The organism is Streptomyces sp. NPDC014861 (assembly GCF_043081625.1).
GTDB lineage: Bacteria > Actinomycetota > Actinomycetes > Streptomycetales > Streptomycetaceae > Streptomyces.
In genome coordinates this window covers 469361-492924 of sequence record NZ_JBIBWV010000001.1, presented here as the reverse complement: position 1 = coordinate 492924, position 23564 = coordinate 469361, and the positions used below count along the sequence as shown (strand labels likewise).

Sequence of the window (23564 nt, the reverse complement as noted above, 5' to 3'; positions counted from 1 at the left end):
ACGGGGGGGGGGGGGGGGGGGGGGGGGGGGGGGGGGGGGGGGGGGGGGGGGGGCGCGGCGCGCGGCGGCGCGGGGGGGCGCCCGCGCCCGCGGGGGGGGCGGCCCCCCCCCCCGCGGCGTTTCCGGGTCAGGCCTGGCCGTTGCCGGTGGTGTTGGCGAGGGCCGTGGAGAGCTCGCGGGCGACCTGCTGGAGGATCGGGACGATCCTCTCCGTGGCCGCCTCCGTGACCCGGCCCGCCGGTCCCGAGATGGAGATGGCCGCGGCGGTGGGGGAGTCGGGGACCGAGACCGCCAGGCAGCGGACGCCTATCTCCTGCTCGTTGTCGTCGACGGCGTACCCGGTGTCGCGGACCGCCGCGAGCGCCGCGAGGAAGCCGTCCGCGGTGGTGATGGTCTTCTCGGTGGCGGCCGGCATCCCGGTGCGGGAGAGCAGCGCGCGCACCTCGTCGTCCGGGGTGTGGGCGAGGAGGGCCTTGCCGACGCCGGTGGAGTGCGGCAGCACCCGGCGGCCGACCTCGGTGAACATGCGCATGGAGTGCTTGGACGGCACCTGTGCGACGTACACGATCTCGTCGCCGTCGAGGAGCGCCATGTTCGCCGTCTCGCCGGTCTCCTCGACGAGCCGCGCCAGGTAGGGGCGGGCCCAGGTGCCGAGGAGGCGGGAGGCGGACTCGCCGAGGCGGATCAGGCGGGGGCCGAGCGCGTATCGCCGGTTGGGCTGCTGGCGGACGTATCCGCAGGCCACGAGGGTGCGCATCAGGCGGTGGATGGTGGGCAGCGGCAGCCCGCTGCTGGCGGAGAGCTCGCTGAGCCCGACCTCGCCCCCGGCGTCGGCCATCCGTTCCAGGAGGTCGAAGGCGCGCTCAAGGGACTGGACGCCACCGCTTGCTGCGGGCTTGGCGGCGTCGGTGGTGCTGGCGCTGGACGTCGGCACGTCAACGGTCCTTTCGGGGCAGGCGGGCAAGGCAGCAGCCTACCGGGCCGTCGGGCCGGGCACAGTGTGCGGGGCTCGGCGTCCGGGCCGGTCAGCGGGGTGTTTGTCCGTTGTCGGCGGCTGCGCGGCGGGGGTCGGGTCCGCCCCTCCTGTAGGGAGCTACCTTCTACTGTACGAAATTCCTATTCCACTTTGTGGAAACCTCTAGGTAGAGTCCCTCGCGGGTCGCGACGCCGGGCCCGCCCTTGACGACATCTCGTCCCGGCCGCAGACTCCTTCAACAGTTCGTTGAAATTCTGCTTCGCGGAAGCGGAACGGGAAGGGGCAAGGTGGACGTCAACCTGGTACTGCGCTCGACGCGGGTCATCACCCCGGAGGGCACGCGGCCGGCGGCCATCGCCGTCTCCGACGGCACGATCGCGGCGGTCCTGCCGCACGACGCGGAGGTACCCGCCGGAGCCGTCCTGGAGGACGTCGGCGACGCCGTGATCCTGCCCGGACTCGTCGACTCCCACGTCCACGTGAACGACCCCGGCCGCACCGAGTGGGAAGGCTTCTGGACCGCCACCCGCGCCGCCGCCGCCGGCGGCATCACCACGATCGTCGACATGCCGCTCAACTCCCTGCCGCCCACCACCACCGTGGAGAACCTGCGCACCAAGCAGGACGTGGCCCGGGCCAAGGCCCACGTCGACGTCGGCTTCTGGGGCGGCGCCCTGCCCGACAACGTCAAGGACCTGCGCCCCCTGCACGACGCCGGCGTCTACGGCTTCAAGTGCTTCCTCTCGCCCTCCGGCGTCGACGAGTTCCCCGAGCTGGACCAGGAGCAGCTGGCCCGCTCCCTCGCCGAGATCGCCGGCTTCGACGGACTGATGATCGTCCACGCCGAGGACCCCCACCACCTCGCCGCCGCCCCGCAGAAGTCCTCCGAGCAGTACGCCGACTTCCTCGCCTCCCGGCCCCGCGACGCCGAGAACACCGCCATCGAGAACCTGATCAACCAGGCCCGGCGGCTCGACGCCCGCGTCCACGTCCTCCACCTCTCCTCCTCCGACGCGCTGCCGCTCATCGCCGCCGCCAAGGCCGAGGGCGTCAAGGTCACCGTCGAGTCCTGTCCCCACTTCCTCACCCTCACGGCCGAGGAGATCCCGGACGGCGCCACCGAGTTCAAGTGCTGCCCGCCGATCCGCGAGGCCGTCAACCAGGACGCGCTGTGGCAGGGGCTCGCCGACGGGGTCATCGACTGCATCGTCTCCGACCACTCCCCGTCGACCGCCGACCTCAAGACCCCGGACTTCTCCTCCGCCTGGGGCGGCATCTCCTCCCTCCAGCTCGGCCTGCCGGCCATCTGGACCGAGGCCCGCCGCCGCGGCCACACCCTGGAGGACGTCGTCCGCTGGATGTCCGAAGGCCCCGCCCGCCTCGCCGGACTCGACCGCAAGGGCGCCATCGAGGCCGGCCGCGACGCGGACTTCGCCGTCATCGACCCCGAGGCCACCTTCACCGTCGACCCGGTCGAGCTCCAGCACCGCAACCGCATCACCGCCTACGCGGGCAAGACCCTCCACGGCGTGGTCACCTCCACCTGGCTGCGCGGCGAGCGGATCAACGACCGCGGCACCCTGGCCGAGCCCTCCGGCCGCCTCCTCGAAAGGAACAACTGACCCGTGAGCACCGGCATACCCTCCTTCACCGGCGACGCCAGCCCCTACGGCGGCGGCGACCCGTACGCCGACTACCGCACGGCCGAGTTCCCCTTCACCCAGTACGCCGACCTCGCCGACCGCCGCCTCGGCGCCGGCGTCATCGCCGCCAACGACGAGTTCTTCGCCGAGCGCGAGAACATGCTCAAGCCCGAGGCCGCCGAGTTCGACCCCGAGCACTTCGGCCACAAGGGCAAGATCATGGACGGCTGGGAGACCCGCCGCCGCCGCGGCGTCTCCGCCGCCGAACCGCACCCGACCGCCGAGGACCACGACTGGGCCCTCGTCCGGCTCGGCGCCCCCGGCGTCATCCGCGGCATCGTCGTCGACACCGCCCACTTCCGCGGCAACTACCCGCAGGCCGTCTCCGTCGAGGCCGCCTCCGTCGCCGGCTCGCCCTCGCCCGAGGACCTGCTCGCCGACGACGTGAAGTGGACCACCCTCGTCCCGCGCACCGCCATCGGCGGCCACGCCGCCAACGGCTTCGCCGTCGACGTCGAGCAGCGCTTCACCCACCTCCGCGTCAACCAGCACCCCGACGGCGGCATCGCCCGCCTCCGCGTGTACGGCGAAGTCGCCCCCGACCCGGCCTGGCTCGGCGTCCTCGGCACCTTCGACCTCGCCGCGCTGGAGAACGGCGGCCAGGTCGAGGACGCCTCCGACCGCTTCTACTCCCCGGCCACCAACACCATCCAGCCCGGCCGCTCGCGCAAGATGGACGACGGCTGGGAGACCCGCCGCCGCCGCGACAAGGGCAACGACTGGATCCGCTACTCCCTCGTGGCCGAGTCCGCCGTCCGCGCCGTCGAGATCGACACCGCGTACCTCAAGGGCAACAGCGCCGGCTGGGCCGCGCTGTCCGTCGCCGCCGAGGGCTCCGAGGAATGGACCGAGATCCTTCCCCGGACCCGGCTCCAGCCCGACACCAACCACCGGTTCGTCCTCGACACCCCGGCCGTCGGCTCCCGCGTACGCATCGACATCTACCCGGACGGCGGCATCTCCCGCCTCCGCCTCTTCGGCTCCCTGACCGAAGCGGGCGCGGCCCGGCTCACCGCCCGCCACCAGGAGCTCGGCGGCTGACCGAGCCCGTACGACCCCGGGGCCCGGTCGGCCGACACCGGCCGGCCCCCGGCAACACCCCGGACCACGGTCCGGGCCCCCTACTGGGCGGGCACGACACCCCGCCCGGCCAGAGGGCGCACCGACCCGACAGCACCGGTGCGCCCTCTCCTTTTCTTTCGGGGCTCGGTTCGCCTCCGGGGCGCCTCAGCCGGGCTCACGACCCCGACCGTGCTCGCCCCGCTCGTTCCTCACGGGGCTGCGCGCGCTCGGGGTCGTTCCCCCGGCGCGCCCCTTCGGCTCACTCGCCGGTTCGTGAGGGCGCCGTCCGGACAGGCGCGCCCCGCGTCGTTCCCCCCAGCGCGTCCCTACGGGCACTGTCCGGGAGCGACTCCTCGCTCCTACGCCGCGTGGCCGCCGTCCACCGAGAGTTCGGCGCCCGTCACGAAGCGGCCCCCCGGGCCCGCCAGGTAGGCGACGGCCGCCGCCACCTCGTCCGGGGTGCCGAAGCGGCCCAGGGCCGTCAGCCCGATCTGCCCCTCCGCCATCGGCCCGTCCGCCGGGTTGAGGTCCGTGTCGACCGGGCCCGGGTGGACGATGTTGGCGGTGATCCGCCGACCGCCCAACTCCCGGGCCAGCGCCCGGTTCAGGCCCACCAGCGCTGCCTTGCTCAGCGTGTACAGGGTGCCGCCGGGGCCCGGCACCCGCTGGCTCATGCAGGTGCCGATCGTGATGATCCTGCCGCCGTCGGGCAGCCGCTCCGCTGCCGCCTGGGAGGCGAGGAAGGCCGCCCGGACGTTCACCGCGAGCACCCGGTCCACATCGGCGAGGGTCAGTTCGGCCAGTGGGCCGAGGACCCCGATGCCGACGTTGTTCACCAGCACGTCGAGCCGCCCCAGGTCGTCCGCCGCCCGGTGCACCGCGCCCGCCGCGTCGCCGGCGTCGGCCGCGTCGGCGCGCAGCGGCAGCGCCCGCCGGCCCGCCGCCTCGATGCGGGCCGCGACCTTTTCGGCCGCCGCCTCGTCCCGTACGTAGGTGAAGGCGACGTCGGCGCCCTCCCGGGCGAGCCTGACCGCCGTCGCGGCGCCGATGCCCCGGCTGCCGCCCGTCACCAGTACCGCCGTCCCGTTCATCGCGGACATCGCTCCCTGCCTCCTCGGATCGCACAAGTGGTTGCGGATTCAAGGAAACGCGGGGCGGGGAGCCGGCGCTGGCGGCCTTCGGACGCCGAGTTCCGCGCGCACCGACGAGTCGCGGCGCCGGGCGCCCCGCGTACGGCGGCTACGCCGGAGAAAGGGTGTAGTCACCACCGGGACCGGCCGGTACGGTGATCGTCCCGAGTGAGAGCCGCCGCAGTCTCCACCCCGCCCGCAGAGTTGGAGACCCCACCGACATGGCCGCTCCGTCCGCCTCGCCGTACCCCGGAACCGTCCCGTTCGGCGCCCGGCGCCGCGCCTGGCTCACCGATCTGCCGCTGCTCCTCGTCGCCGTCTTCTGGGGCGGCAGCTACCTCGCGGCCAAGGGCATCACCACCGGCCACACCGTCGTCGCCGTCCTCGTGCTGCGCTTCGCGCTGGTGGTGCCCGTGCTGGTCGCCGCCGGCTGGAAGGGGCTGCGGGCGCTGACCGGACCGCAGTGGCGGGGCGCCGCCGTGCTCGGCGGCATCCTCGCCGGGATCTTCCTCCTGGAGACGTACGGAGTCGTCCACACCTCCGCCACCAACGCGGGCCTGATCATCAGCCTCACCATGATCTTCACCCCGCTCGCCGAGGCCGCCGTCACCCGCACCAGGCCGTCGCGCGGCTTCCTCGGCGCCGCCGCCCTGTCCGTCGCCGGCGTCGTCCTGCTCACCCAGGGTGCGGGCTTCACCACCCCCTCCCTCGGCGACCTGCTGATCCTCCTCGCGGCGGTGGCCAGGACCGTCCACGTCCTCGCCATGGCCCGGATCGAGGCCGTCCGGTCGGCCGACTCGCTCTCGCTGACCACCGTCCAGCTCGGCACCGCCGTCCTGGTCTTCGCCGTCCTCGCCGCCGCCGGCGGCGGCGCGACCCCCTGGGCGACCGCGCTCGACTTCGGCCCCCGCGAGTGGGCCGGGCTGATCTTCCTCTCCGTCTTCTGCACCCTCTTCGCCTTCTTCGTGCAGATGTGGGCCGTCCGCCGCACCTCGCCGTCCCGGGTCAGCCTGCTCCTCGGCACCGAGCCGCTGTGGGCCGCCCTGGCCGGCATCGCCCTGGCCGGCGACCGGCCCGGCGTCCTCGGCCTCGCGGGCGCGGTCCTGGTGCTCGCGGGCACGGCCTGGGGACGGCGGAACGCCGACGCCGACGCCCGATAGGTTCACGCCCTCTTCTCGACCCGCTCCGAGACGATCATCAGGACCATGCCGAGCACGGCGATCACGATGTTCGCGAAGACCTCGCGGCCTTCCAGGAACCACACCCCCTCGGTCAGGAAGCGGGTCACGCCCATGAACGAGAACCAGCCGCCCGTGAGCTCCCGGACCACACCGCAGACTCCGAACACGGCGAGCAGGAAGCCGGTCACCTCAAGAAATCTCCTCATGCGGCGATCATGGACCCGCCGCCCGGCCGGCCGCGTCGGCCGCCGGTCGACCGCCCCGCGACCGAAGTATCGATCCGCGCGACTTCGGTCGCGGCCGGGCGCCGCGGACCGGTGCGGCGGCCCCCGGATGCGTACATTGCCGATATGACGCGAACCGACCGGCAGCGCTGGCTGCTCCCCTCCCACCTGGTCGAACCGGGCGGGGCCGGGGCCGCCCGGCCCCGCCGCACGGTGCGCGACTGGGTCGTCGACACGCTGGTCTTCCTGCTCGCCGCGCTCTTCGGGCTCGTCGCCGCCGACACCAGCCGCCGCTACAACAGCGAAGCCGTCAATCTGATCGACCAGATCGTCGGCGCCCTCGCCTGCTGCGCGCTCTGGCTGCGCCGGAGGTGGCCGGTCGGGCTCGCCGCCGCGCTCGCCGTCGTCGGCGCCCTCGTCCCCGTCGCCGCCGGGGCCATGCTCGCGAGCCTCTTCAGCGTCGCCGTCCGCCGCCCCTTCCGCGAGATCGCCTGGATCCTCGGGATCGCCCTCGCCGGGGCCTTCGCCACCGTCTTCGTCCGCCCCGACCCCGAGACCGGCGTCGTCCTCGGGATCGTCCTCGGCGCCGCCCTCACCCTCCTCGTCACCGCCTGGGGCATGCTCGTGCGGGCCCGCCGCCAGCTCGTCGAGGCACTGCGGGAGCGCGCCGAGCGGGCCGAGGCGGAGGCCGAGCTGCGCGCCGCGCAGGCGCAGCGGCTCGCCCGCGAGGCCATCGCCCGCGAGATGCACGACGTCCTCGCCCACCGGCTCACCCTGCTCAGCGTCCACGCCGGCGCCCTGGAGTTCCGGCCCGACGCCCCGCCCGAGCAGGTCGCCCGCGCCGCCGGGGTCATCCGCGACAGCGCCCACGACGCCCTCCAGGACCTGCGCGAGATCATCGGCGTGCTGCGCGCCCCGGGGGAGGAGAGCGGCGGCGGCCACCGGCCGCAGCCCACCCTCGCCACCCTCGGCGCGCTCGTCGACGAGTCCCGCGAGGCCGGGATGACGGTCCTCCTCGACTCCACGGTCGACGATCCCGCCTCCGTGCCCGCCGCCACCGGCCGCACCGTCTACCGCATCGCCCAGGAGGGCCTCACCAACGCCCGCAAGCACGCCCCCGGCACCCGGGTCACCGTCACCCTGCGCGGCCGGCCGGGCGACGGACTCACCGTCGAGGTCCGCAACCCGGCCCCCGCCGGGCCCGTCCCGCACGTCCCCGGATCCGGTCAGGGCCTCATCGGGCTCTCCGAACGGGCCGCCCTCGCCGGAGGGCGGCTCGACCACGGCGCGGCCCCCGGCGGCGGCTTCGCCCTCACCGCCTGGCTACCGTGGCCCCCATGACCATCCGGCTGCTCCTCGTCGACGACGACCCCCTGGTCCGCGCGGGCCTCACCCTGATGCTCGGCGGCGACGCGTCCGTCGAGATCGTCGGCGAGGGCTCCGACGGCAGCGAGGTCCCCGAGCTCGTCGCCCGGCTCGCCCCCGACGTCGTCCTCATGGACATCCGCATGCCGCAGGTCGACGGGCTCACCGCCACCGAACTGCTGCGCGCCCGGCCCGGCGCCCCCGAGGTGATCGTCCTGACCACCTTCCACGCCGACGAGCAGGTGCTGCGCGCGCTGCGGGCCGGTGCCGCCGGCTTCGTCCTGAAGGACACCCCGCCCGCCGAGATCGTCGCCGCCGTCCGCCGGGTCGCCGCCGGCGACCCCGTCCTCTCCCCGGCCGTCACCCGCCAGCTGATGAGCCACGTCGCCGGCCTGCCCGAGGAGCGCCCCCGCCGGAACACCGCCGCCGAACGCCTCTCCGGGCTCCCCGAACGCGAGCGGGAGGTGGCCGTCGCCGTCGGCCGCGGCGCCTCCAACGCCGAGATCGCCGCCCAGCTGTTCATGAGCGTGCCGACGGTGAAGACCTACGTCTCCCGGCTGCTGGCCAAGCTCGGCCTCAACAACCGGGTCCAGATCGCCCTCCTCGTCCACGACGCCGGCCTCCTCGGCGAAGGGACCGACGGCCGTACCGGCGAATAGGTGGACGCGGACGCGCGCCCCGGCCCGCTCCGACCTCCATGGCCGGGCCCTAGACCAACCGCACCGGCCGGTGCTCGCGGCGGGAGCGCTCGCAGGCGTCCGCGACCCGGAGCGCCGCCAGGGCCTCCCGGCCGTCGCACGCGTTGGGCCCCTCTCCGCGCACCAGGCGCACGAACGCGTCCAGCTCCGCCTCGTACGCCGGGGCGAAACGCTCCAGGAAGCCGGGCCAGGGCTTCGGCGGGGGAGCGGGGGAGTGGGGCTCCAGCGAGGTGAGCGGGGTGCGCTCGTCCAGGCCCACCGCGAGCTGGTCGCGGTCGCCCGCCAGCTCCATCCGCACGTCGTAGCCTGCGCCGTTGCAGCGGGTCGCCGTGGCCGACACCAGCGTGCCGTCGTCCAGGGTGAGCAGCGCGGCCGCCGTGTCCACGTCACCGGCCTCGCGGAACATCGCCGGACCCGCGTCCGAGCCGCGCGCGTACACCTCCACGACCTCCCGGCCGGTCACCCACCGCACGATGTCGACGTCGTGCACCATGCAGTCCCGGAAGAGACCACCGGAGAGCGGCAGATAGGCGGCGGGCGGCGGCTCCGGGTCCGAGGTCGCCGTCCGCACCGTGTGCAGCCTGCCGAGACGCCCGGCGCGGACCGCCTCCCTGGCCGCCCGGTACCCCGCGTCGAAGCGCCGCATGAAGCCCAGCTGGAGCTCGGTGCCCGCCTCCGCCACCGCCGCCAGGGCGGCCAGCGTGCCCGGCACGTCCAGCGCGATCGGCTTCTCGCAGAAGGCCGGCAGCCCCGCCCGCGCCGCCCGGGCGATCAGCTCCGCGTGCGCGGCCGTCGCCGAGGCGATCACCACCGCGTCCAGGTCCCGCCCGAGCAGCGCCGCCACGTCCGGCGCGGCCTCGGCGCCCACCGCCAGGGCCACCGCCCCGGCCCGCGCCGGGTCGGCGTCGGCGACCACCAGCGCGCCGACCCCCGGATGCCGGGCGAGGACCCCCGCGTGAAAACTCCCGATCCGGCCCGTACCGATGAGTCCGATGCGCATGGCCCCACCGTGGGGCGCCCGCAGGACGGTGTCAAGGTTTGTCAGGACAAGCGCGGGCGGCGCGCCGGTGGACCCGGCGTGACGCCTTCCCGGCGTCCCGGGGCGGGGCTACGCTCCCACCCGTGGCCCCGCAGTCCGGATCCCCCCTGCCGCCCTTCTCCGTGGACCGTACGAGCCCGGTCCCGCTCCACCTCCAGCTGGCCCGGCAGCTGGAGGAGGCCGTCGCCGACGGCACGCTGCCGCCCGGCACCCTCCTCGGCAACGAGATCGACCTCGCCGCCCGCCTCGGCCTCTCCCGGCCCACCGTCCGCCAGGCCCTCCGCACCCTCGTCGACCAGGGCCTCCTCGTCCGCCGCCGGGGCGTCGGCACCCAGGTCGTCCACTCCCGCGTCCGCCGCTCCCCGGAGCTCAGCAGCCTCTACGACGACCTGGAGGCGGCCGGCCACCGCCCCGCCACCCGCGTCCTCGTCGACCGGCTCGAACCCGCCGGACCGGCCGTCGCCACCGCCCTCGGCGTCCCCGAGGGCACCGAGGTCCAGTACCTGGAGCGGCTGCGCACCGCGCGCGGCGAACCCCTGGCGTACCTCCGCAACCACCTCCCCGCCGGGCTCGTCGACACCGCCGCCCTGGAGACCACCGGCCTCTACCGGCTGCTGCGCGCCGCCGCGCTCACCCTGCACACCGCCCGCCAGTCCATCGGCGCCCGCGCCGCCGCCCCCGAGGAGGCCGCGCTCCTCGCGGAGGAGCCCGGCGCGCCGCTGCTCACCATGGAGCGCACCACCTTCGACGCCACCGGCCGGCCCGTGGAGTCCGGCTCCCACCTCTACCGCCCCGGCCGCTACGTCTTCGAGTTCCGTCTGATGGTCCGTCCGTAGGGCCGCCGGGACGCGGAGAGGGCCCCGTGGCGAGCGCCGCCACCCGCATGACCGATACTGCAATGCACGCAGAAGGACACAAAGGAGGGCACGGCCTCGTGACCAGGCTTCGGACAGGGCTTCGGACAGGAGGGGTACGCGCCGCTGTCGGCGCCGTGCTCGCCGTCACGCTCACAGCGGCGCTCGCCGGGTGCAGCAGCACGGGCGGCAAGCGGGCGGAGGACGCCCGCAAGGCAGCCGCGGCCCAGGGCCGGGCGGCCGTCGACACCCCTCGCTGGACCTTCGCCATGGTGACCCACTCGGGCGACGGCGACACCTTCTGGGACATCGTCCAGAACGGCGCCGAGCAGGCAGCCGCCAAGGACAACATCAACTTCCTCTACGCCCACAGCGACGAGTCCCAGCAGCAGGCGCAGCTGATCGACTCGTACGTCGCCAAGGGCGTCGACGGGCTCATCGTCACCCTCGCCAAGCCCGACGCGATGAAGGCCGCCGTCCAGAAGGCGGTGAAGGCCGGCATCCCGGTGATCACCGTGAACTCCGGCGCCGAGCAGTCCAAGGCCTTCGGCGCGCTCACCCACATCGGCCAGGACGAGACCGTCGCCGGCCAGGCCGTCGGCGAGGAGCTCACGAAGCGCGGCAGGAAGAAGGCCCTCTGCGTCCTGCACGAGCAGGGCAACGTCGGGCACGAGCAGCGCTGCGCCGGCACGAAGGAGACCTTCGGCGGCGAACTGGTCAACCTCTACGTCGACGGCACCAACATGCCCGACGTGAAGGCGTCCATCGAGGCCAAGCTCCAGTCCGACAAGGACGTCGACGCCGTCGTCACCCTCGGCGCCCCCTTCGCCGACGCCGCCGTCCAGGCCGCGAAGAGCGCCGGCAGCAAGGCGGAGATCGACACCTTCGATCTCAACGCCAAGGTCGCCGCCGCCCTGGAGGCCGGCACCCTCGGCTTCGCCGTCGACCAGCAGCCGTACCTCCAGGGGTACGAGGCCGTCGACCTGCTCTGGCTCTACCGCTACAACGCGGACGTCCTCGGCGGCGGCAAGCCCGTCCTCACCGGACCGCAGATCATCACCAAGGACCAGGCCGGGGCCCTGAAGCGGTACGCGGAGCGGGGGACCCGATGAGCGCCGCCGCACCCCCGTCCGCGCCGGGCGACGGCGTCGACCACGTCGACGAACGGCTGCTGCGCACCACCCGGCTGAAGAAGATCCTCGCCCGGCCCGAGCTGGGCTCGGTCGTCGGCGCGATCGCCGTCTTCGCCTTCTTCGCGGTCGCCGCCGACAGCTTCCTGCGCCCCTCCAGCCTCGGCACCGTCCTCTACGCGGCCTCCACCCTCGGCATCATGGCCGTGCCGGTCGCGCTGCTCATGATCGGCGGCGAGTTCGACCTCTCGGCCGGCGTCCTGGTGACCAGCTCCGCGCTGGTGTCGTCGATGTTCAGCTACCAGATGACCGCGAACGTCTGGGTCGGCGTCGGCGTCTCGCTGCTCGTCACCCTGGCCATCGGCGCCTTCAACGGCTTCATGCTGACGCGGACGAAACTGCCCAGCTTCATCATCACGCTGGGCACCTTCCTCATGCTGACCGGCCTGAACCTGGGCCTCACCAAACTGATCACCGGCACCGTCTCCACCAAGTCGATCGCCGACATGGAGGGCTTCCCCTCCGCCCACGACGTCTTCGCCTCGACCCTCACCGTCGGGAGCGTGGAACTGAAGGTCACCATCCTGTGGTGGCTCGGCCTGGTCGCCGTGGCCACCTGGATCCTGCTCCGCACCCGCTTCGGCAACTGGATCTTCGCCGTCGGCGGCGGCGCCGACGCGGCCCGCGCCGTCGGCGTCCCGGTCCACCGCACCAAGATCGGCCTCTACATGGGCGTCGCCTTCTGCGCCTGGATCGCCGGCCAGCACCTGCTCTTCTCCTTCGACGTCGTCCAGTCCGGCGAGGGCGTCGGCAACGAGCTGATCTACATCATCGCGGCCGTCATCGGCGGCTGCCTGATCACCGGCGGATACGGCTCCGCCATCGGCTCCGCCGTCGGCGCCCTCATCTTCGGCATGACCAGCAAGGGCATCGTCTACGCCGAGTGGAACCCCGACTGGTTCAAGTTCTTCCTGGGCGCGATGCTGCTGCTCGCCACGCTCCTGAACGCCTGGATCCGCAAGCGCGTGGAGGCCACCAAGTGACGACGACCCCGCTGGTGGAGCTGACCGGCGTCTCCAAGTACTACGGCAACATCCGCGCCCTCGAAGGGGTCTCCCTGGAGGTCCGGGCCGGCGGGATCACCTGCGTCCTCGGCGACAACGGCGCCGGCAAGTCCACCCTCATCAAGATCGTCGCCGGGCTGCACCGGCACGACGCCGGCACCTTCCGCATCGAGGGCGAGGAGGTGACCCTCGCCAACCCGCGCGCCGCCCTCGACCGGGGCATCGCCACCGTCTACCAGGACCTCGCCGTCGTCCCGCTGATGCCCGTCTGGCGGAACTTCTTCCTCGGCTCCGAGCCCACGCGGGGCAAGGGCCCCTTCAAGCGGCTCGACGTCGAGCGGATGCGGACCACCACCCGCGAGGCGCTGCTCCGCATGGGCATCGACCTCCGCGACGTCGACCAGCCCATCGGCACCCTCTCCGGCGGCGAACGCCAGTGCGTGGCCATCGCCCGCGCGGTCCACTTCGGCGCCAAGGTCCTCGTCCTCGACGAGCCGACCGCCGCCCTCGGCGTCAAGCAGTCCGGTGTCGTCCTCAAGTACGTGGCCGCCGCCCGCGACGAGGGCCTCGGCGTGGTCCTCATCACCCACAACCCCCACCACGCCTATCTCGTCGGCGACCGGTTCGTGCTGCTCAAGCGCGGGGTGATGGCCGCGAGCCACACCAAGGAGTCGGTGACGCTCGACGAGTTGACCCGCCAGATGGCGGGCGGCAGCGAGCTGGACGACCTCCGCCACGAGCTGGAGCGGCCCTCCGGCGCGTGACGCGGCGGGGCCCGCCCTTCCGCTTCATCACGCGGACCCGACCTCCCTCCTGGCAGAATCGAGCCGATGAACACCTACCGTGACTCCGCGGCCCGGGGCGGTGTCCTGCGGACCGTCGGGACCCGCGAGCGGCGCTCCCACCTCTCGGCGCCCCGGGTGCCGACGGTGGGCATCGACATCGGCGGGACCAAGGTGATGGCGGGCGTCGTCGACGCCGACGGCACCATCCTGGAGAAGATCCGCACCGAGACCCCCGACAAGTCCAAGAGCCCCAAGGTCGTCGAGGACACCATCGTCGAGCTGGTCCTGGACCTCTCCGACCGGCACGACGTGCACGCCGTCGGCATCGGCGCGGCCGGCTGGGTCGACGCCGACCGGGCCCGCGTCCTCTTCGCCCCCCACCTCGCCTGGCGCAACGAACCCCTCCGCGACGCCCTCCAGGACCGGCTCGCCGTCCCCGTCATGGTGGACAACGACGCCAACACCGCCGCCTGGGCCGAGTGGCGCTTCGGCGCCGGACGCGGCGAGGACCACCTCGTCATGATCACCCTCGGTACCGGCATCGGCGGCGCCATCCTGGAGGACGGCCGGGTCAAGCGGGGCAAGTACGGCGTCGCCGGCGAGTTCGGGCACATGCAGGTCGTGCCCGGCGGCCACCGCTGCCCCTGCGGCAACCGCGGCTGCTGGGAGCAGTACAGCTCGGGGAACGCCCTGGTCCGCGAGGCCCGCGAGCTCGCCGCGGCCGACTCCCCGGTGGCGTACAACATCATCGACCGGGTGAAGGGGAACGTCCCCGAGATCACCGGCCCGCTCATCACCGAGCTGGCCCGCGAGGGCGACGCCATGTGCGTCGAACTGCTCCAGGACATCGGACAGTGGCTCGGCGTCGGCATCGCCAACCTCGCCGCCGCCCTCGACCCCTCCTGCTTCGTCATCGGCGGCGGCGTCTCCGCCGCCGACGACCTGCTCATCGGCCCGGCCCGGGACGCCTTCCGCCGCCACCTCACCGGCCGCGGCTACCGTCCCGAGGCCCGGATCACCCGCGCCCAGCTCGGCCCGGAGGCCGGCATGGTCGGCGCCGCCGACCTCGCCCGGCTCGTCGCCCGCCGCTTCCGCCGCGCCAACCGGCGCCGGGTGGAGCGGTACGAGAGGTACGAGCGGTACGCGCAGGCGTTCCGCCCCGGCACGCACGGCCGCGCGTCGCGCACCCCCGAGGACCCCGGCTCATGACCGTGCGCCGCCCGTCCCCGCGACCGGAGGACCGGCTGCCCGAGCAGCGGACCCCCCAGGAGCGGATGCCGGAGAACCGAGGACGCATGATCGGCCGCCGCTGGCTGACGGCGGTCATCATCGTGCTCCTCGTCGGCATCCCGGCCGGCTATCTGGTGATCTCCGCCGGACAGAGCCGGGAGAGCGGCATCGACAAGGAGCGCGAGTCCTCCGCCGCCGGCCTCCAGGACAACTGGCCCTCGCTGATGAAGCGCCGGGTCTTCGAGGTCCCCGTCCCGGCGGGCGCGTCCGGCGTGGCCTACTACGAGACCAGCAACTGGCGGACCAGCCGGCTGTACGTGCAGTTCACCACCACGGCGACCGGCCTCGACACCTTCCTCGCCGAGTCGGGCACCAGCCGGTCCGCGCTCACCCCGGGCCTGATCAGCGTCTCCGACCGGGACACGCACATCGTCGGCTGGACCTTCGACGACGGCCTGACCTGGGCGGGCACCACGGTCACCCGCGAGGAGCCGCGCCCGGCCACCGACATCACCGTCGACCTCACGGACCCGGCCTTCCCCCGCGTCTTCACGGTCTCCACCACCAGCCCCTGACCGCCCCGTCACCACCGAACGGCGTCCACCGCGCTTCGGGCACCCCGGCGACGCGCGGCACCGCCGCGGCGGCCGAACCGGCCGGCGAACGGGGGGACCCCGCGGGTGACCCACAATGGAACCCATGAACAGTTCAGCCCGCCCGGACCGCGGCCCCCGCCCCTCCGTCTCCAAGGACGACTTCGCGCAGCCGGTCAGCCACACGCCGGCCCTGCCCGCCGTCGGCTCCTTCGACGAGCTCGGGCTGCCCGCGGAGGTGCGGGAACTGCTCGCCGCGCAGGGCGTCACCACCCCCTTCCCGATCCAGGCCGCCACCCTGCCGAACGCCCTCGCCGGGCGGGACGTGCTGGGGCGGGGACGGACCGGGTCCGGCAAGACGCTCGCCTTCGGGCTGCCGCTGCTCGCGCGCACCGCCGGGCTGCGGGCCGAGGCGCGCAAGCCGCGGGCACTCGTCCTCGTCCCCACCCGCGAGCTGGCCCAGCAGGTCACCGACGCCCTCGCCCCCTACGCGGCGGCGCTGCGCCTGCGGATGACCACCGTGGTCGGCGGCATGTCGATCGGCCGCCAGGCCACCGCGCTCCGCGAGGGCGCCGAGGTCGTCGTCGCGACCCCCGGCCGGCTCATGGACCTCGTCGAGCGCAAGGACGTCCGTCTCGACCGGGTCGGCATCACGGTCCTCGACGAGGCCGACCAGATGGCCGACCTGGGCTTCATGGACCAGGTCACCGCCCTGCTCGACCTCGTCCGCGAGGGGGGCCAGCGGATGCTGTTCTCCGCCACCCTCGACCGGAACGTCGACCTCTTGGTCCAGCGCTACCTCCACGACCCGGTGGTCCACTCCGTGGACCCCTCGGCCGCCGCCGTCACCACCATGGAGCACCACGTCCTCCAGGTGCACGGCGCCGACAAGTTCGCCACCGCCACGGAGATCGCCGCCCGCGACGGGCGCGTGATCATGTTCCTGGCGACCAAGGCGGCCGTCGACCGCTTCACCGCGCACCTGCTCGGCAGCGGTGTACGGGCCGCCGCCCTGCACGGCGACAAGTCGCAGCCGCTGCGGACCCGCACCCTGGAGCGGTTCCGCACCGGCGAGGTGCCGGTCCTGGTGGCCACCAACGTCGCCGCGCGCGGCATCCACGTCGACGACGTCGACCTCGTCGTGAACGTCGACCCGCCGGCCGACCACAAGGACTACCTGCACCGCGGCGGGCGCACCGCCCGGGCCGGCGGCTCCGGCACCGTGGTCACGCTGGTCGTGCCCGACCAGCGCAAGGACGTGCTCCGCCTCATGGCCGACGCGGGGCTGCGGCCCCGGGTCACCCAGGTCCGCTCCGGCGAGGCCGAGCTCAGCCGCCTCACCGGCGCCAAGGCCCCGTCCGGCGTCCCCGTCGCCGGCAGCGCCCCCAGCGCCGAGCGCCCCAAGCGCGGCGGCGCGCAGTTCCGCGGCATGGGCACCGTCCCCGGCAAGCCCGGCCGCGCCAAGAACGAGTCCCGGCGCTCCGCCGAGGAGCGCAAGCTCGCCGAAGCCCGCAAGGCCGCCCGCGTCCGCCGCGGCCACTGACCCCGCGCGGGACGCGGCCTCCGGCCGCGGGGGACGCGGCCGGACCTGGGTCCGTTGGACCCGGGCCCGGGCCGCCCTGTGCGTGCCTGGGCCCGCCGGTACGGGACCGGGACCTCCCGACGCGCGCCCGGGTCTGACGGCGCCGCCCCGGTCCGCGCCCGGGCAGGCCGCACCGCCCCGATCCGCGCCCCGCGAGCTTCGTCACACCCCCGAGTTCCGCCCCGGCGCCTCGCGGTGCGGGCGGGGATGAGAGGGTCGGGCGAGTGAGTGAGACACCGACGAACACCCTGCAATACCGCGTCGACGGGCCCGAGGACGCTCCCGTCCTGGTCCTGGGCCCCTCGTTGGGCACCACCTTCCACATGTGGGACCGCCAGATCCCGGAACTGACCCGGGACCGGCGCGTCGTCCGGTTCGACCTGCCCGGCCACGGCGGCGCCCCCGCCCAGCCCTTCACCTCCGTCGCGGAGCTCGGCGACCGCCTCCTCGCCACCCTCGACCACCTCGGCGTCCAGCGCTTCGGCTACGCCGGCTGCTCCCTCGGCGGCGCCGTCGGCCTCGACCTGGCGCTGCGCGCCCCGCACCGGGTCGCCTCGCTGGCGCTGGTCGCGACCGCGCCCCGCTTCGGCACCGCCGACGAGTTCCGCCAGCGCGGAGTGGTGGTCCGCACCAACGGCCTGGAGCCGATGGCCCGCACCGCGCCCGAGCAGTGGTTCACCCCGCACTTCGCCGCCAACCAGCCGGCCATCGTCGACTGGGCCGTCCAGATGGTGCGGACCACCGACCCCACCTGCTACGTCGCCGCCTGCGAGGCCCTCGCCGTCTTCGACGTCCGGGCCGCGCTCGGCAGCATCGGCGTGCCCGCGCTGGTCCTGGTCGGCTCCGAGGACCGGGTCACCGGCCCGGCGGAGGCCCGTACCCTCGTCGCCGGCATCGCCGACGCCAAGCTGGCCGTCGTGCCCGGCGCCTCCCACCTCGCGCCCGTCGAGCAGCCGGCCGCCGTCACGGACCTGCTCCTGGAGCACTTCTCGGCGACCGGCCACGACACCAGCGGCACCCTCGCCGTACCGCCGCCGGTCCCCGCGGCGCCGCCGGCCCCCGCCGAGCCCGCCCCCGCGCCGGCCGGCGCCGAGGAGGGCGAGGAGGCGGAGGAGGCCCGCCCCGACCCGTACGAGAGGGGGCTCGGGCTCCGCCGGGAGATCCTCGGCGACGCCCACGTCGACCGGGCGCTCGCCGACGAGGACGCCGGCGACTTCCAGGAGCTCGTCACCCGCTACGCGTGGGGCGAGGTCTGGGCGAGGGAAGGCCTCGACCGCCGCACCCGCAGCGTCGTCACCCTCACGGCGCTCGTCGCGGGCGGGCACCGGGAGGCGCTCGCCGACCACACCCGCGCCGCGCTCCGCAACGGTCTCTCGCCCGCCGAGATCCGCGAGATCGTCCTGCACACGGCCGTCTACTGCGGCCTCCCCGCCGCGGAGAGCGCCCTCGGGACCGTCGGCCGCGTCATCACCGAGGAGACCACGCCCCCGGCGTAGCCGGCTCCGGCGTTCCACCCGAGCCGGGCCCGCACGCCCGGCGTAGGGTGGGGCCGTGAAGCTGACCAAGAAGTCCCACGCGTGCGTGCGGCTGGAGAAGGACGGGCGGACGCTCGTCCTGGACCCCGGGGCGTTCACGGAGCAGGACGCGGTGCTCGGCGCCGACGCCCTCCTCGTCACCCACGAGCACCCGGACCACTTCGACGAGGGCCGGCTGCGCGCCGCGCTCGACGCCGACCCGGCCGTCGAGCTCTGGACCCTCCGCAGCGTCGCCGACCGGCTGGCCGCCGCGTACCCGGGTCGCGTCCACACCGTCGGGCACGGCGACACCTTCACCGCCGCGGGCTTCGACGTCCAGGTCCACGGCGAGCTGCACGCCGTGATCCACCCCGACATCCCCCGCATCACGAACGTCGGCTACCTCGTCGACGGCGCCGTCTTCCACCCTGGTGACGCCCTCACCGTCCCCGGCACCCCGGTCGACACGCTGCTGCTGCCCGTCATGGCGCCGTGGAACAAGATCTCCGAGGTGATCGACTACGTCCGCGAGGTGCGGCCGCGCCGGGCGTACGACATCCACGACGCCCTGCTGACCGACCTCGCCCGCCCCCTCTACGACCGGCAGATCGGCGAGCTCGGCGGCACCGACCACCGGCGGCTCGACCCCGGCGCCTCCGCCGAGCTGTAGGCGGGCTCCGGGCCGCTGTCGGTGCCCGCCAGTAGGCTGGGCGTCATGCGCATCGCCACCTGGAACGTCAATTCGATCACCGCCCGGCTGCCCCGGCTGCTGGCCTGGCTGGAGAGCAGCGGCACCGACGTGCTGTGCATCCAGGAGACCAAGTGCACCGCCGAGCAGTTCCCCACCGAGGAACTGCGCGCGCTGGGGTACGAGTCGGCGGTCAGCGCCACCGGCAGGTGGAACGGCGTGGCCCTGCTCTCCCGTGTCGGCTTCGAGGACATCGTGACGGGCCTGCCCGGCGGGCCCGACTACGACGGCGCGCAGGAGCCCCGGGCCATCTCCGCCACCTGCGGCCCCGTCCGCGTCTGGTCGGTCTACGTGCCGAACGGCCGTGAGGTCGCCCACGAGCACTACGCCTACAAGCTGCGCTGGCTGGAGGCCCTGAAGGCGGCCGTCGGCGAGGACGCGGCGGGCGACCGGCCCTTCGCCGTCCTCGGGGACTACAACATCGCGCCGACCGACGCCGACGTCTGGGACATCTCCCTCTTCGAGGGCGCCACCCACGTCACCGAGCCCGAGCGCGCGGCCCTCGCGGGGCTGCGCGAGACCGGCCTCACCGACGTCGTCCCGCGCCCGCTCAAGTACGACCACCCGTACACGTACTGGGACTACCGCCAGCTCGCCTTCCCCAAGAACAAGGGCATGCGCATCGACCTGGTCTACGGCAACAAGCCCTTCGCCGAGGCCGTCCGGGACAGCTACGTGGACCGCGAGGAGCGCAAGGGCAAGGGCGCGTCCGACCACGCCCCGGTCGTCGTCGACCTCGACCTCTGACCCGGCGCCCGACCCGGGTCCCCGACCTCGGTGACCTGCGCGGCGGTCCATAACGATCTCAGCGTGCCGGGTGGTGGACCGGCGGGTGACGGTGCGACGCTGTTCCGATGAACATCCCGTTTCTCGACCATTGGCGCAAGCGGCGCGAGCCGGACCCGTCCCCGCTGGCCGCGGCCTTCGACCGCGACCCGGAGGGCGTGACGGAGCTGCTCGCCGAGTGCGAGCTGCTCCGCGCCCGCGTCGAGACGGCGGGCGTGGCGCTCGACGACACCCCGCGCTCCCTCCAGGAGCTCGACCAGCTCCCGCCGCGCTGGCGCGACGACGCCGAGGAACTGCCCTGGTTCGGCAACGACGCGGGGCTGTACCTCGGCACCGTCATCGTCCGGAACGTGCCGGGCGCCCACTGGCAGGTGTGGCCGGGCGGCGGCCCGGTCGTCGTCCTGGAGTCCGGGCGCGAGATCCCCGTCGTCGAGTACGGCGTGGAGTGGGCGATGACCGGCGCCCCGCAGCTCTCCCAGGTCCACGCGGAGGCCGCCGAGGAGTGAGCTCTCCTCACACCGCACCCGGCACCACCCGATTGCCGTAAATACGGCTAATACCGGCTTGCCCGCTTTCGGGCGTGTCGGGTGTGAAGTCCCTTTTTCCGGCGGGTAGTTTGCGCTGTCTCGACACATCGCATCGGCACACCGCTGAGAAATGGGGCAGGGCAGCGCATGACCGTCGATCCGCTGATCGAACTGCGTGGCGTGAACAAGCACTTCGGCACGCTGCACGTCCTCCAGGGCATCGACCTCACCGTCGGCCGCGGCGAGGTCGTCGTCGTCATCGGCCCCTCGGGCTCCGGCAAGTCCACCCTCTGCCGGGCCGTGAACCGCCTGGAGACCATCGAGTCCGGCGAGATCCGCATCGACGGGCGGCCCCTCCCCGAGGAGGGCAAGGAGCTCGCCCGGCTGCGCGCCGAGGTCGGCATGGTCTTCCAGTCCTTCAACCTCTTCGCCCACAAGACCGTCCTCGCCAACGTCTCCCTCGCCCAGATCAAGGTGCGCGGGCGGAAGAAGGAGGAGGCCGACCGGCGTTCGCGCGAGCTCCTCGACCGGGTCGGCCTCGCCGCCCACGCCGAGAAGTACCCGGCGCAGCTCTCCGGCGGCCAGCAGCAGCGCGTCGCGATCGCCCGCGCCCTCGCCATGGACCCCAAGGCCCTCCTCTTCGACGAACCGACCTCCGCCCTCGACCCCGAGATGATCAACGAGGTCCTGGAGGTGATGCAGCAGCTCGCCCACGAGGGCATGACCATGGTCGTCGTCACCCACGAGATGGGCTTCGCCCGCTCCGCCGCCAACCGCGTCGTCTTCATGGCCGACGGCCGGATCCTGGAGGACCGCGCCCCCGAGGAGTTCTTCACCGCCCCGCGCAGCGACCGCGCCAAGGACTTCCTGTCCAAGATCCTCTCGCACTGACCGGGGTGGGAACCATGCAGCGCACGCACCGCCGTCCGGGCGCCCTCGCCCTCGCCCTGCTGCTCGCCGCGACGGGCTCCCTGCTCGCCGGCTGCGGCCGGCCCGGCAGCCCGCCCGTCAAGGGCCCGCAGCCCGACCAACTCCCCTCCTACCGGATCCGGTCGGACGTCCGGCTGCCGGACTCCCCCACCTGGAACCGGGCCCGCACCCGCGGCCGGCTGGTCGTCGGCGCCAAGGAGGACCAGCCGTACCTCGGCGAGAAGGACCCCGCCACCGGCCGCTACTCCGGCTTCGACATCGAGATCGCCAAGATGATGGCCGCCTCGCTCGGCTTCGACCCGGCGACCGGCGTCGAGTTCCGCACCATCGCCTCCGCCAACCGCGAGACCGCCCTGCAGAACGGGCAGATCGACTACTACGTCGGCACCTACACCATCAACGACAAGCGCAAGGAGCTCGTCGGGTTCGCCGGCCCCTACTACGAGGCCGGCCAGTCCCTCCTCGTCCGCACCGACGAGAACGACATCAAGGGCCCCCAGGACCTCGACGGCAAGCGCGTCTGCTCGGCCGCCGGCTCCACCCCGTACCAGCGCATCCAGCAGGACTACCCGAAGGCCGACCTCGTCGCCTACGACACCTACTCGATCTGCGTCGACAACCTCCTCACCTACCAGGTCGACGCCGTCACCACCGACGACACCATCCTCATGGGCTACGCCGCCAAGGTCCCCGACGAACTCAAGCTCGCCGGGAAGCCGTTCTCGAAGGAGCCGTACGGGATCGGCGTGCCGCGCGGCGACACCGCGCTGCGGTTCGCCCTCGACGACGCCCTCGCCGCGCACGAGAAGAACGGCGACTGGAAGAAGGCGTACGACGCGACCCTCGGCCTCTCCGGGGTCCCCGCCCCGAAGCCGCCGCCCATCGACCGCTACCCGGCCAACTGAGGACCCCCACCGCTGACATGGACGTACTGACAGAGAACTTCTCGCTCTACGGCGAAGGTTTCCTCGGCACCCTACGGCTCACCGTCTACGCCTCGGCGCTCGCCCTCGTCCTGGGCTTCGTCATGGCGGCCTTCCGGGTCGCGCCCGTCGGCTCCTTCCGGGTCTTCGGCACGGTCTGGGTCACCGTCCTGCGCAACACCCCGCTCACCCTGCTCTTCTTCGCGGTGATGCTGGGCCTGCCGCGCTTCGGACTGGTGCTGCCCTTCGAGGTGTTCGCCGTCCTCGCCCTCGGCTGCTACACCTCGGCCTTCATCTGCGAGGCGCTGCGCTCGGGCATCAACACCGTCCCCGTCGGGCAGGGCGAGGCCGCCCGCAGTCTCGGCATGACCTTCAGCCAGACCCTCGGCGCGGTCGTCCTGCCGCAGGCCTTCCGCGCGGTGATCCCGCCGATCGGATCCACCCTGATCGCCCTCGCCAAGAACTCCGCCATCGCCGGCGCCTTCAGCGTCACCGAACTCCTGGGCACCTACAAGACCTTGAGCGAACTCGGCTACAACATCATCTGGACCTTCGTCTGGATCGCCGTCGGCTACCTGATCATCACCCTCGCCATCAGCGCGGTCTTCAACGTGCTGGAGAAGCGCTGGGGGGTGGCCCGGTGAGCCGCGCACCGCGGGCCAGCGCCCTCTACGACATCCCCGGACCTCAGGCCCGCCGCCGCCACCTCCTCTACGGCCTGGCGTCCACCGCCGTGATCCTCGGCCTCGCCGCCTGGATCCTCTACCTCCTCTTCGACACCGACCAGTTCACCGCCGTGAAGTGGCGCCCCTTCCTCTACGAGGGCATCCAGGAGCTGCTGCTCGAAGGGCTCGGCAACACGCTCAAGGCCTTCGCGCTGGCCGCGGTGTTCTCGCTGGCGCTCGGCGCGGTCCTCGCCGCGGGCCGGCTCTCCGACCACCGGCCGGTGCGCTGGACCGCCACCGTGCTCGTGGAGTTCTTCCGCGCCATGCCCGTGCTGGTGATGATCTTCTTCATCTTCGTGGCGCTCAAGGTGCAGCCGCTGCCCGCGCTCGTCGCCGGCCTCACCCTCTACAACGGCTCGGTGCTCGCCGAGGTCTTCCGCACCGGTGTGCACGCCGTGCCGCGCGGGCAGGGGGAGGCCGCGTACGCGCTGGGCATGCGGAAGACCCAGGTCATGACCTGGGTCCTGGTCCCGCAGGCGGTCCGCGCGATGCTGCCCGCCATCATCAGCCAGCTGGTGGTGGCGCTGAAGGACACCTCGCTCGGCTACCTCATCACCTACGAGGAGTTCCTCCAGGCGGGCAAGCTCATCGCCTCCAACCTCGACTACGACCTGCCGTTCATCCCGGTCGTCCTCGTGATCTCGCCGATCTACATCGGCATGTGCATGCTGCTCTCCTGGTTCGCGACCTGGGTCGCGCGACGGGAGCGCCGCGACCCCCGCACCAAGGGGGTGGACGTCGCTCCCGCCGCACCGGTGACCACGCTGCCGGGCCGCGAGTGACCCCTGTGCAGGC

24 protein-coding genes are annotated in these 23564 nt (G+C 73.6%); 20 read left to right on the top strand and 4 right to left on the bottom strand.

Features of this window, described 5'->3' with window-relative positions; translation table 11 throughout:
- Positions 1-127 precede the first annotated feature (127 nt).
- A complete protein-coding gene (locus ACF1BN_RS02140; protein ID WP_392329660.1) occupies positions 128-934 on the bottom strand; it encodes an IclR family transcriptional regulator in 807 nt (268 codons plus the stop codon).
- A 329-nt stretch (positions 935-1263) separates the two neighbouring features.
- Here ACF1BN_RS02140 and allB point away from each other — a divergent pair, with 329 nt between their 5' ends.
- Entirely contained in the window at positions 1264-2598 is a 1335-nt protein-coding gene (allB, locus tag ACF1BN_RS02135; RefSeq protein ID WP_392329659.1) for an allantoinase AllB, read from the top strand.
- Positions 2599-2601: 3 nt separating this feature from the next.
- Positions 2602-3720: an allantoicase gene (gene alc / locus ACF1BN_RS02130; protein ID WP_392329658.1), complete on the top strand. Its 1119-nt coding sequence runs from the start codon at positions 2602-2604 to the stop codon at positions 3718-3720.
- Positions 3721-4100: 380 nt separating this feature from the next.
- Here alc and ACF1BN_RS02125 read toward each other — a convergent pair whose 3' ends face one another.
- Positions 4101-4841 (bottom strand): SDR family NAD(P)-dependent oxidoreductase, encoded by a 741-nt coding sequence (locus ACF1BN_RS02125; RefSeq protein ID WP_392329657.1) that lies wholly within the window; start codon positions 4839-4841, stop codon positions 4101-4103.
- 251 nt (positions 4842-5092) lie between these two features.
- Between ACF1BN_RS02125 and ACF1BN_RS02120 the strand changes: the two genes are divergently transcribed.
- Complete coding sequence (locus ACF1BN_RS02120) at positions 5093-6031, top strand: DMT family transporter (protein ID WP_392329656.1); 939 nt, start codon at positions 5093-5095, stop codon at positions 6029-6031.
- A 2-nt stretch (positions 6032-6033) separates the two neighbouring features.
- On the opposite strand, the gene ACF1BN_RS02115 is transcribed toward ACF1BN_RS02120, so the two are convergent.
- The gene (locus ACF1BN_RS02115; protein ID WP_392329655.1) at positions 6034-6258 is read right to left on the bottom strand and encodes a hypothetical protein; all 225 of its coding nucleotides are present in this window, start codon (positions 6256-6258) and stop codon (positions 6034-6036) included.
- Positions 6259-6402: 144 nt separating this feature from the next.
- On the opposite strand from ACF1BN_RS02115, the gene ACF1BN_RS02110 reads away from it, so the two are divergent.
- Both ACF1BN_RS02110 and ACF1BN_RS02105 read left to right on the top strand, forming a co-directional pair.
- Positions 6403-7617, top strand: a complete 1215-nt coding sequence (locus ACF1BN_RS02110) for a sensor histidine kinase (RefSeq protein WP_392329654.1) — start codon at positions 6403-6405, stop codon at positions 7615-7617.
- Positions 7614-8300 carry a response regulator gene (locus tag ACF1BN_RS02105; protein ID WP_392329653.1) on the top strand — a complete coding sequence of 229 codons (687 nt, stop codon included), beginning with the start codon at positions 7614-7616 and terminating at the stop codon, positions 8298-8300. Before ACF1BN_RS02110 ends, ACF1BN_RS02105 begins: the two co-directional genes overlap by 4 nt.
- 49 nt (positions 8301-8349) lie before the next feature.
- On the opposite strand, the gene ACF1BN_RS02100 is transcribed toward ACF1BN_RS02105, so the two are convergent.
- Entirely contained in the window at positions 8350-9339 is a 990-nt protein-coding gene (locus tag ACF1BN_RS02100) for a Gfo/Idh/MocA family oxidoreductase (RefSeq protein ID WP_392329652.1), read from the bottom strand.
- Between the two features lie 161 nt (positions 9340-9500).
- Here ACF1BN_RS02100 and ACF1BN_RS02095 point away from each other — a divergent pair, with 161 nt between their 5' ends.
- From ACF1BN_RS02095 to ACF1BN_RS02025, 15 genes are all read left to right on the top strand, one after another.
- Positions 9501-10214: a GntR family transcriptional regulator gene (locus ACF1BN_RS02095; RefSeq protein WP_392329972.1), complete on the top strand. Its 714-nt coding sequence runs from the start codon at positions 9501-9503 to the stop codon at positions 10212-10214.
- Between the two features lie 98 nt (positions 10215-10312).
- Complete coding sequence (locus ACF1BN_RS02090) at positions 10313-11344, top strand: sugar ABC transporter substrate-binding protein (protein ID WP_392329651.1); 1032 nt, start codon at positions 10313-10315, stop codon at positions 11342-11344.
- A complete protein-coding gene (locus ACF1BN_RS02085) occupies positions 11341-12405 on the top strand; it encodes an ABC transporter permease (protein WP_392329650.1) in 1065 nt (354 codons plus the stop codon). Before ACF1BN_RS02090 ends, ACF1BN_RS02085 begins: the two co-directional genes overlap by 4 nt.
- Positions 12402-13190, top strand: a complete 789-nt coding sequence (locus ACF1BN_RS02080; protein ID WP_392329649.1) for an ATP-binding cassette domain-containing protein — start codon at positions 12402-12404, stop codon at positions 13188-13190. The genes ACF1BN_RS02085 and ACF1BN_RS02080 overlap by 4 nt, the downstream gene beginning before the upstream one ends.
- Before the next feature lie 66 nt (positions 13191-13256).
- Entirely contained in the window at positions 13257-14420 is a 1164-nt protein-coding gene (locus tag ACF1BN_RS02075) for an ROK family glucokinase (protein ID WP_392329648.1), read from the top strand.
- Positions 14417-15016, top strand: coding sequence for a hypothetical protein (locus tag ACF1BN_RS02070; RefSeq protein ID WP_392329647.1), 600 nt, complete (start codon positions 14417-14419; stop codon positions 15014-15016). Before ACF1BN_RS02075 ends, ACF1BN_RS02070 begins: the two co-directional genes overlap by 4 nt.
- A 124-nt stretch (positions 15017-15140) precedes the next feature.
- A complete protein-coding gene (locus tag ACF1BN_RS02065; protein WP_392329646.1) occupies positions 15141-16577 on the top strand; it encodes a DEAD/DEAH box helicase in 1437 nt (478 codons plus the stop codon).
- A gap of 263 nt (positions 16578-16840) precedes the next feature.
- Positions 16841-18112, top strand: a complete 1272-nt coding sequence (locus ACF1BN_RS02060; RefSeq protein WP_392329645.1) for an alpha/beta fold hydrolase — start codon at positions 16841-16843, stop codon at positions 18110-18112.
- A gap of 55 nt (positions 18113-18167) precedes the next feature.
- Positions 18168-18800 (top strand): MBL fold metallo-hydrolase, encoded by a 633-nt coding sequence (locus ACF1BN_RS02055; protein WP_392329644.1) that lies wholly within the window; start codon positions 18168-18170, stop codon positions 18798-18800.
- Positions 18801-18845: 45 nt separating this feature from the next.
- Positions 18846-19625, top strand: coding sequence for an exodeoxyribonuclease III (locus tag ACF1BN_RS02050; protein ID WP_392329643.1), 780 nt, complete (start codon positions 18846-18848; stop codon positions 19623-19625).
- A gap of 107 nt (positions 19626-19732) precedes the next feature.
- Positions 19733-20170, top strand: a complete 438-nt coding sequence (locus ACF1BN_RS02045; RefSeq protein ID WP_392329642.1) for a DUF6278 family protein — start codon at positions 19733-19735, stop codon at positions 20168-20170.
- Positions 20171-20338: 168 nt separating this feature from the next.
- Positions 20339-21082 carry an amino acid ABC transporter ATP-binding protein gene (locus tag ACF1BN_RS02040; RefSeq protein ID WP_392329641.1) on the top strand — a complete coding sequence of 248 codons (744 nt, stop codon included), beginning with the start codon at positions 20339-20341 and terminating at the stop codon, positions 21080-21082.
- A 14-nt stretch (positions 21083-21096) separates the two neighbouring features.
- Entirely contained in the window at positions 21097-22026 is a 930-nt protein-coding gene (locus tag ACF1BN_RS02035; RefSeq protein WP_392329640.1) for a glutamate ABC transporter substrate-binding protein, read from the top strand.
- A 17-nt stretch (positions 22027-22043) separates the two neighbouring features.
- Positions 22044-22688 (top strand): amino acid ABC transporter permease, encoded by a 645-nt coding sequence (locus ACF1BN_RS02030; RefSeq protein WP_392329639.1) that lies wholly within the window; start codon positions 22044-22046, stop codon positions 22686-22688.
- Positions 22685-23551 carry an amino acid ABC transporter permease gene (locus tag ACF1BN_RS02025; RefSeq protein WP_392329638.1) on the top strand — a complete coding sequence of 289 codons (867 nt, stop codon included), beginning with the start codon at positions 22685-22687 and terminating at the stop codon, positions 23549-23551. Before ACF1BN_RS02030 ends, ACF1BN_RS02025 begins: the two co-directional genes overlap by 4 nt.
- The last annotated feature ends 13 nt before the right edge of the window (positions 23552-23564 follow it).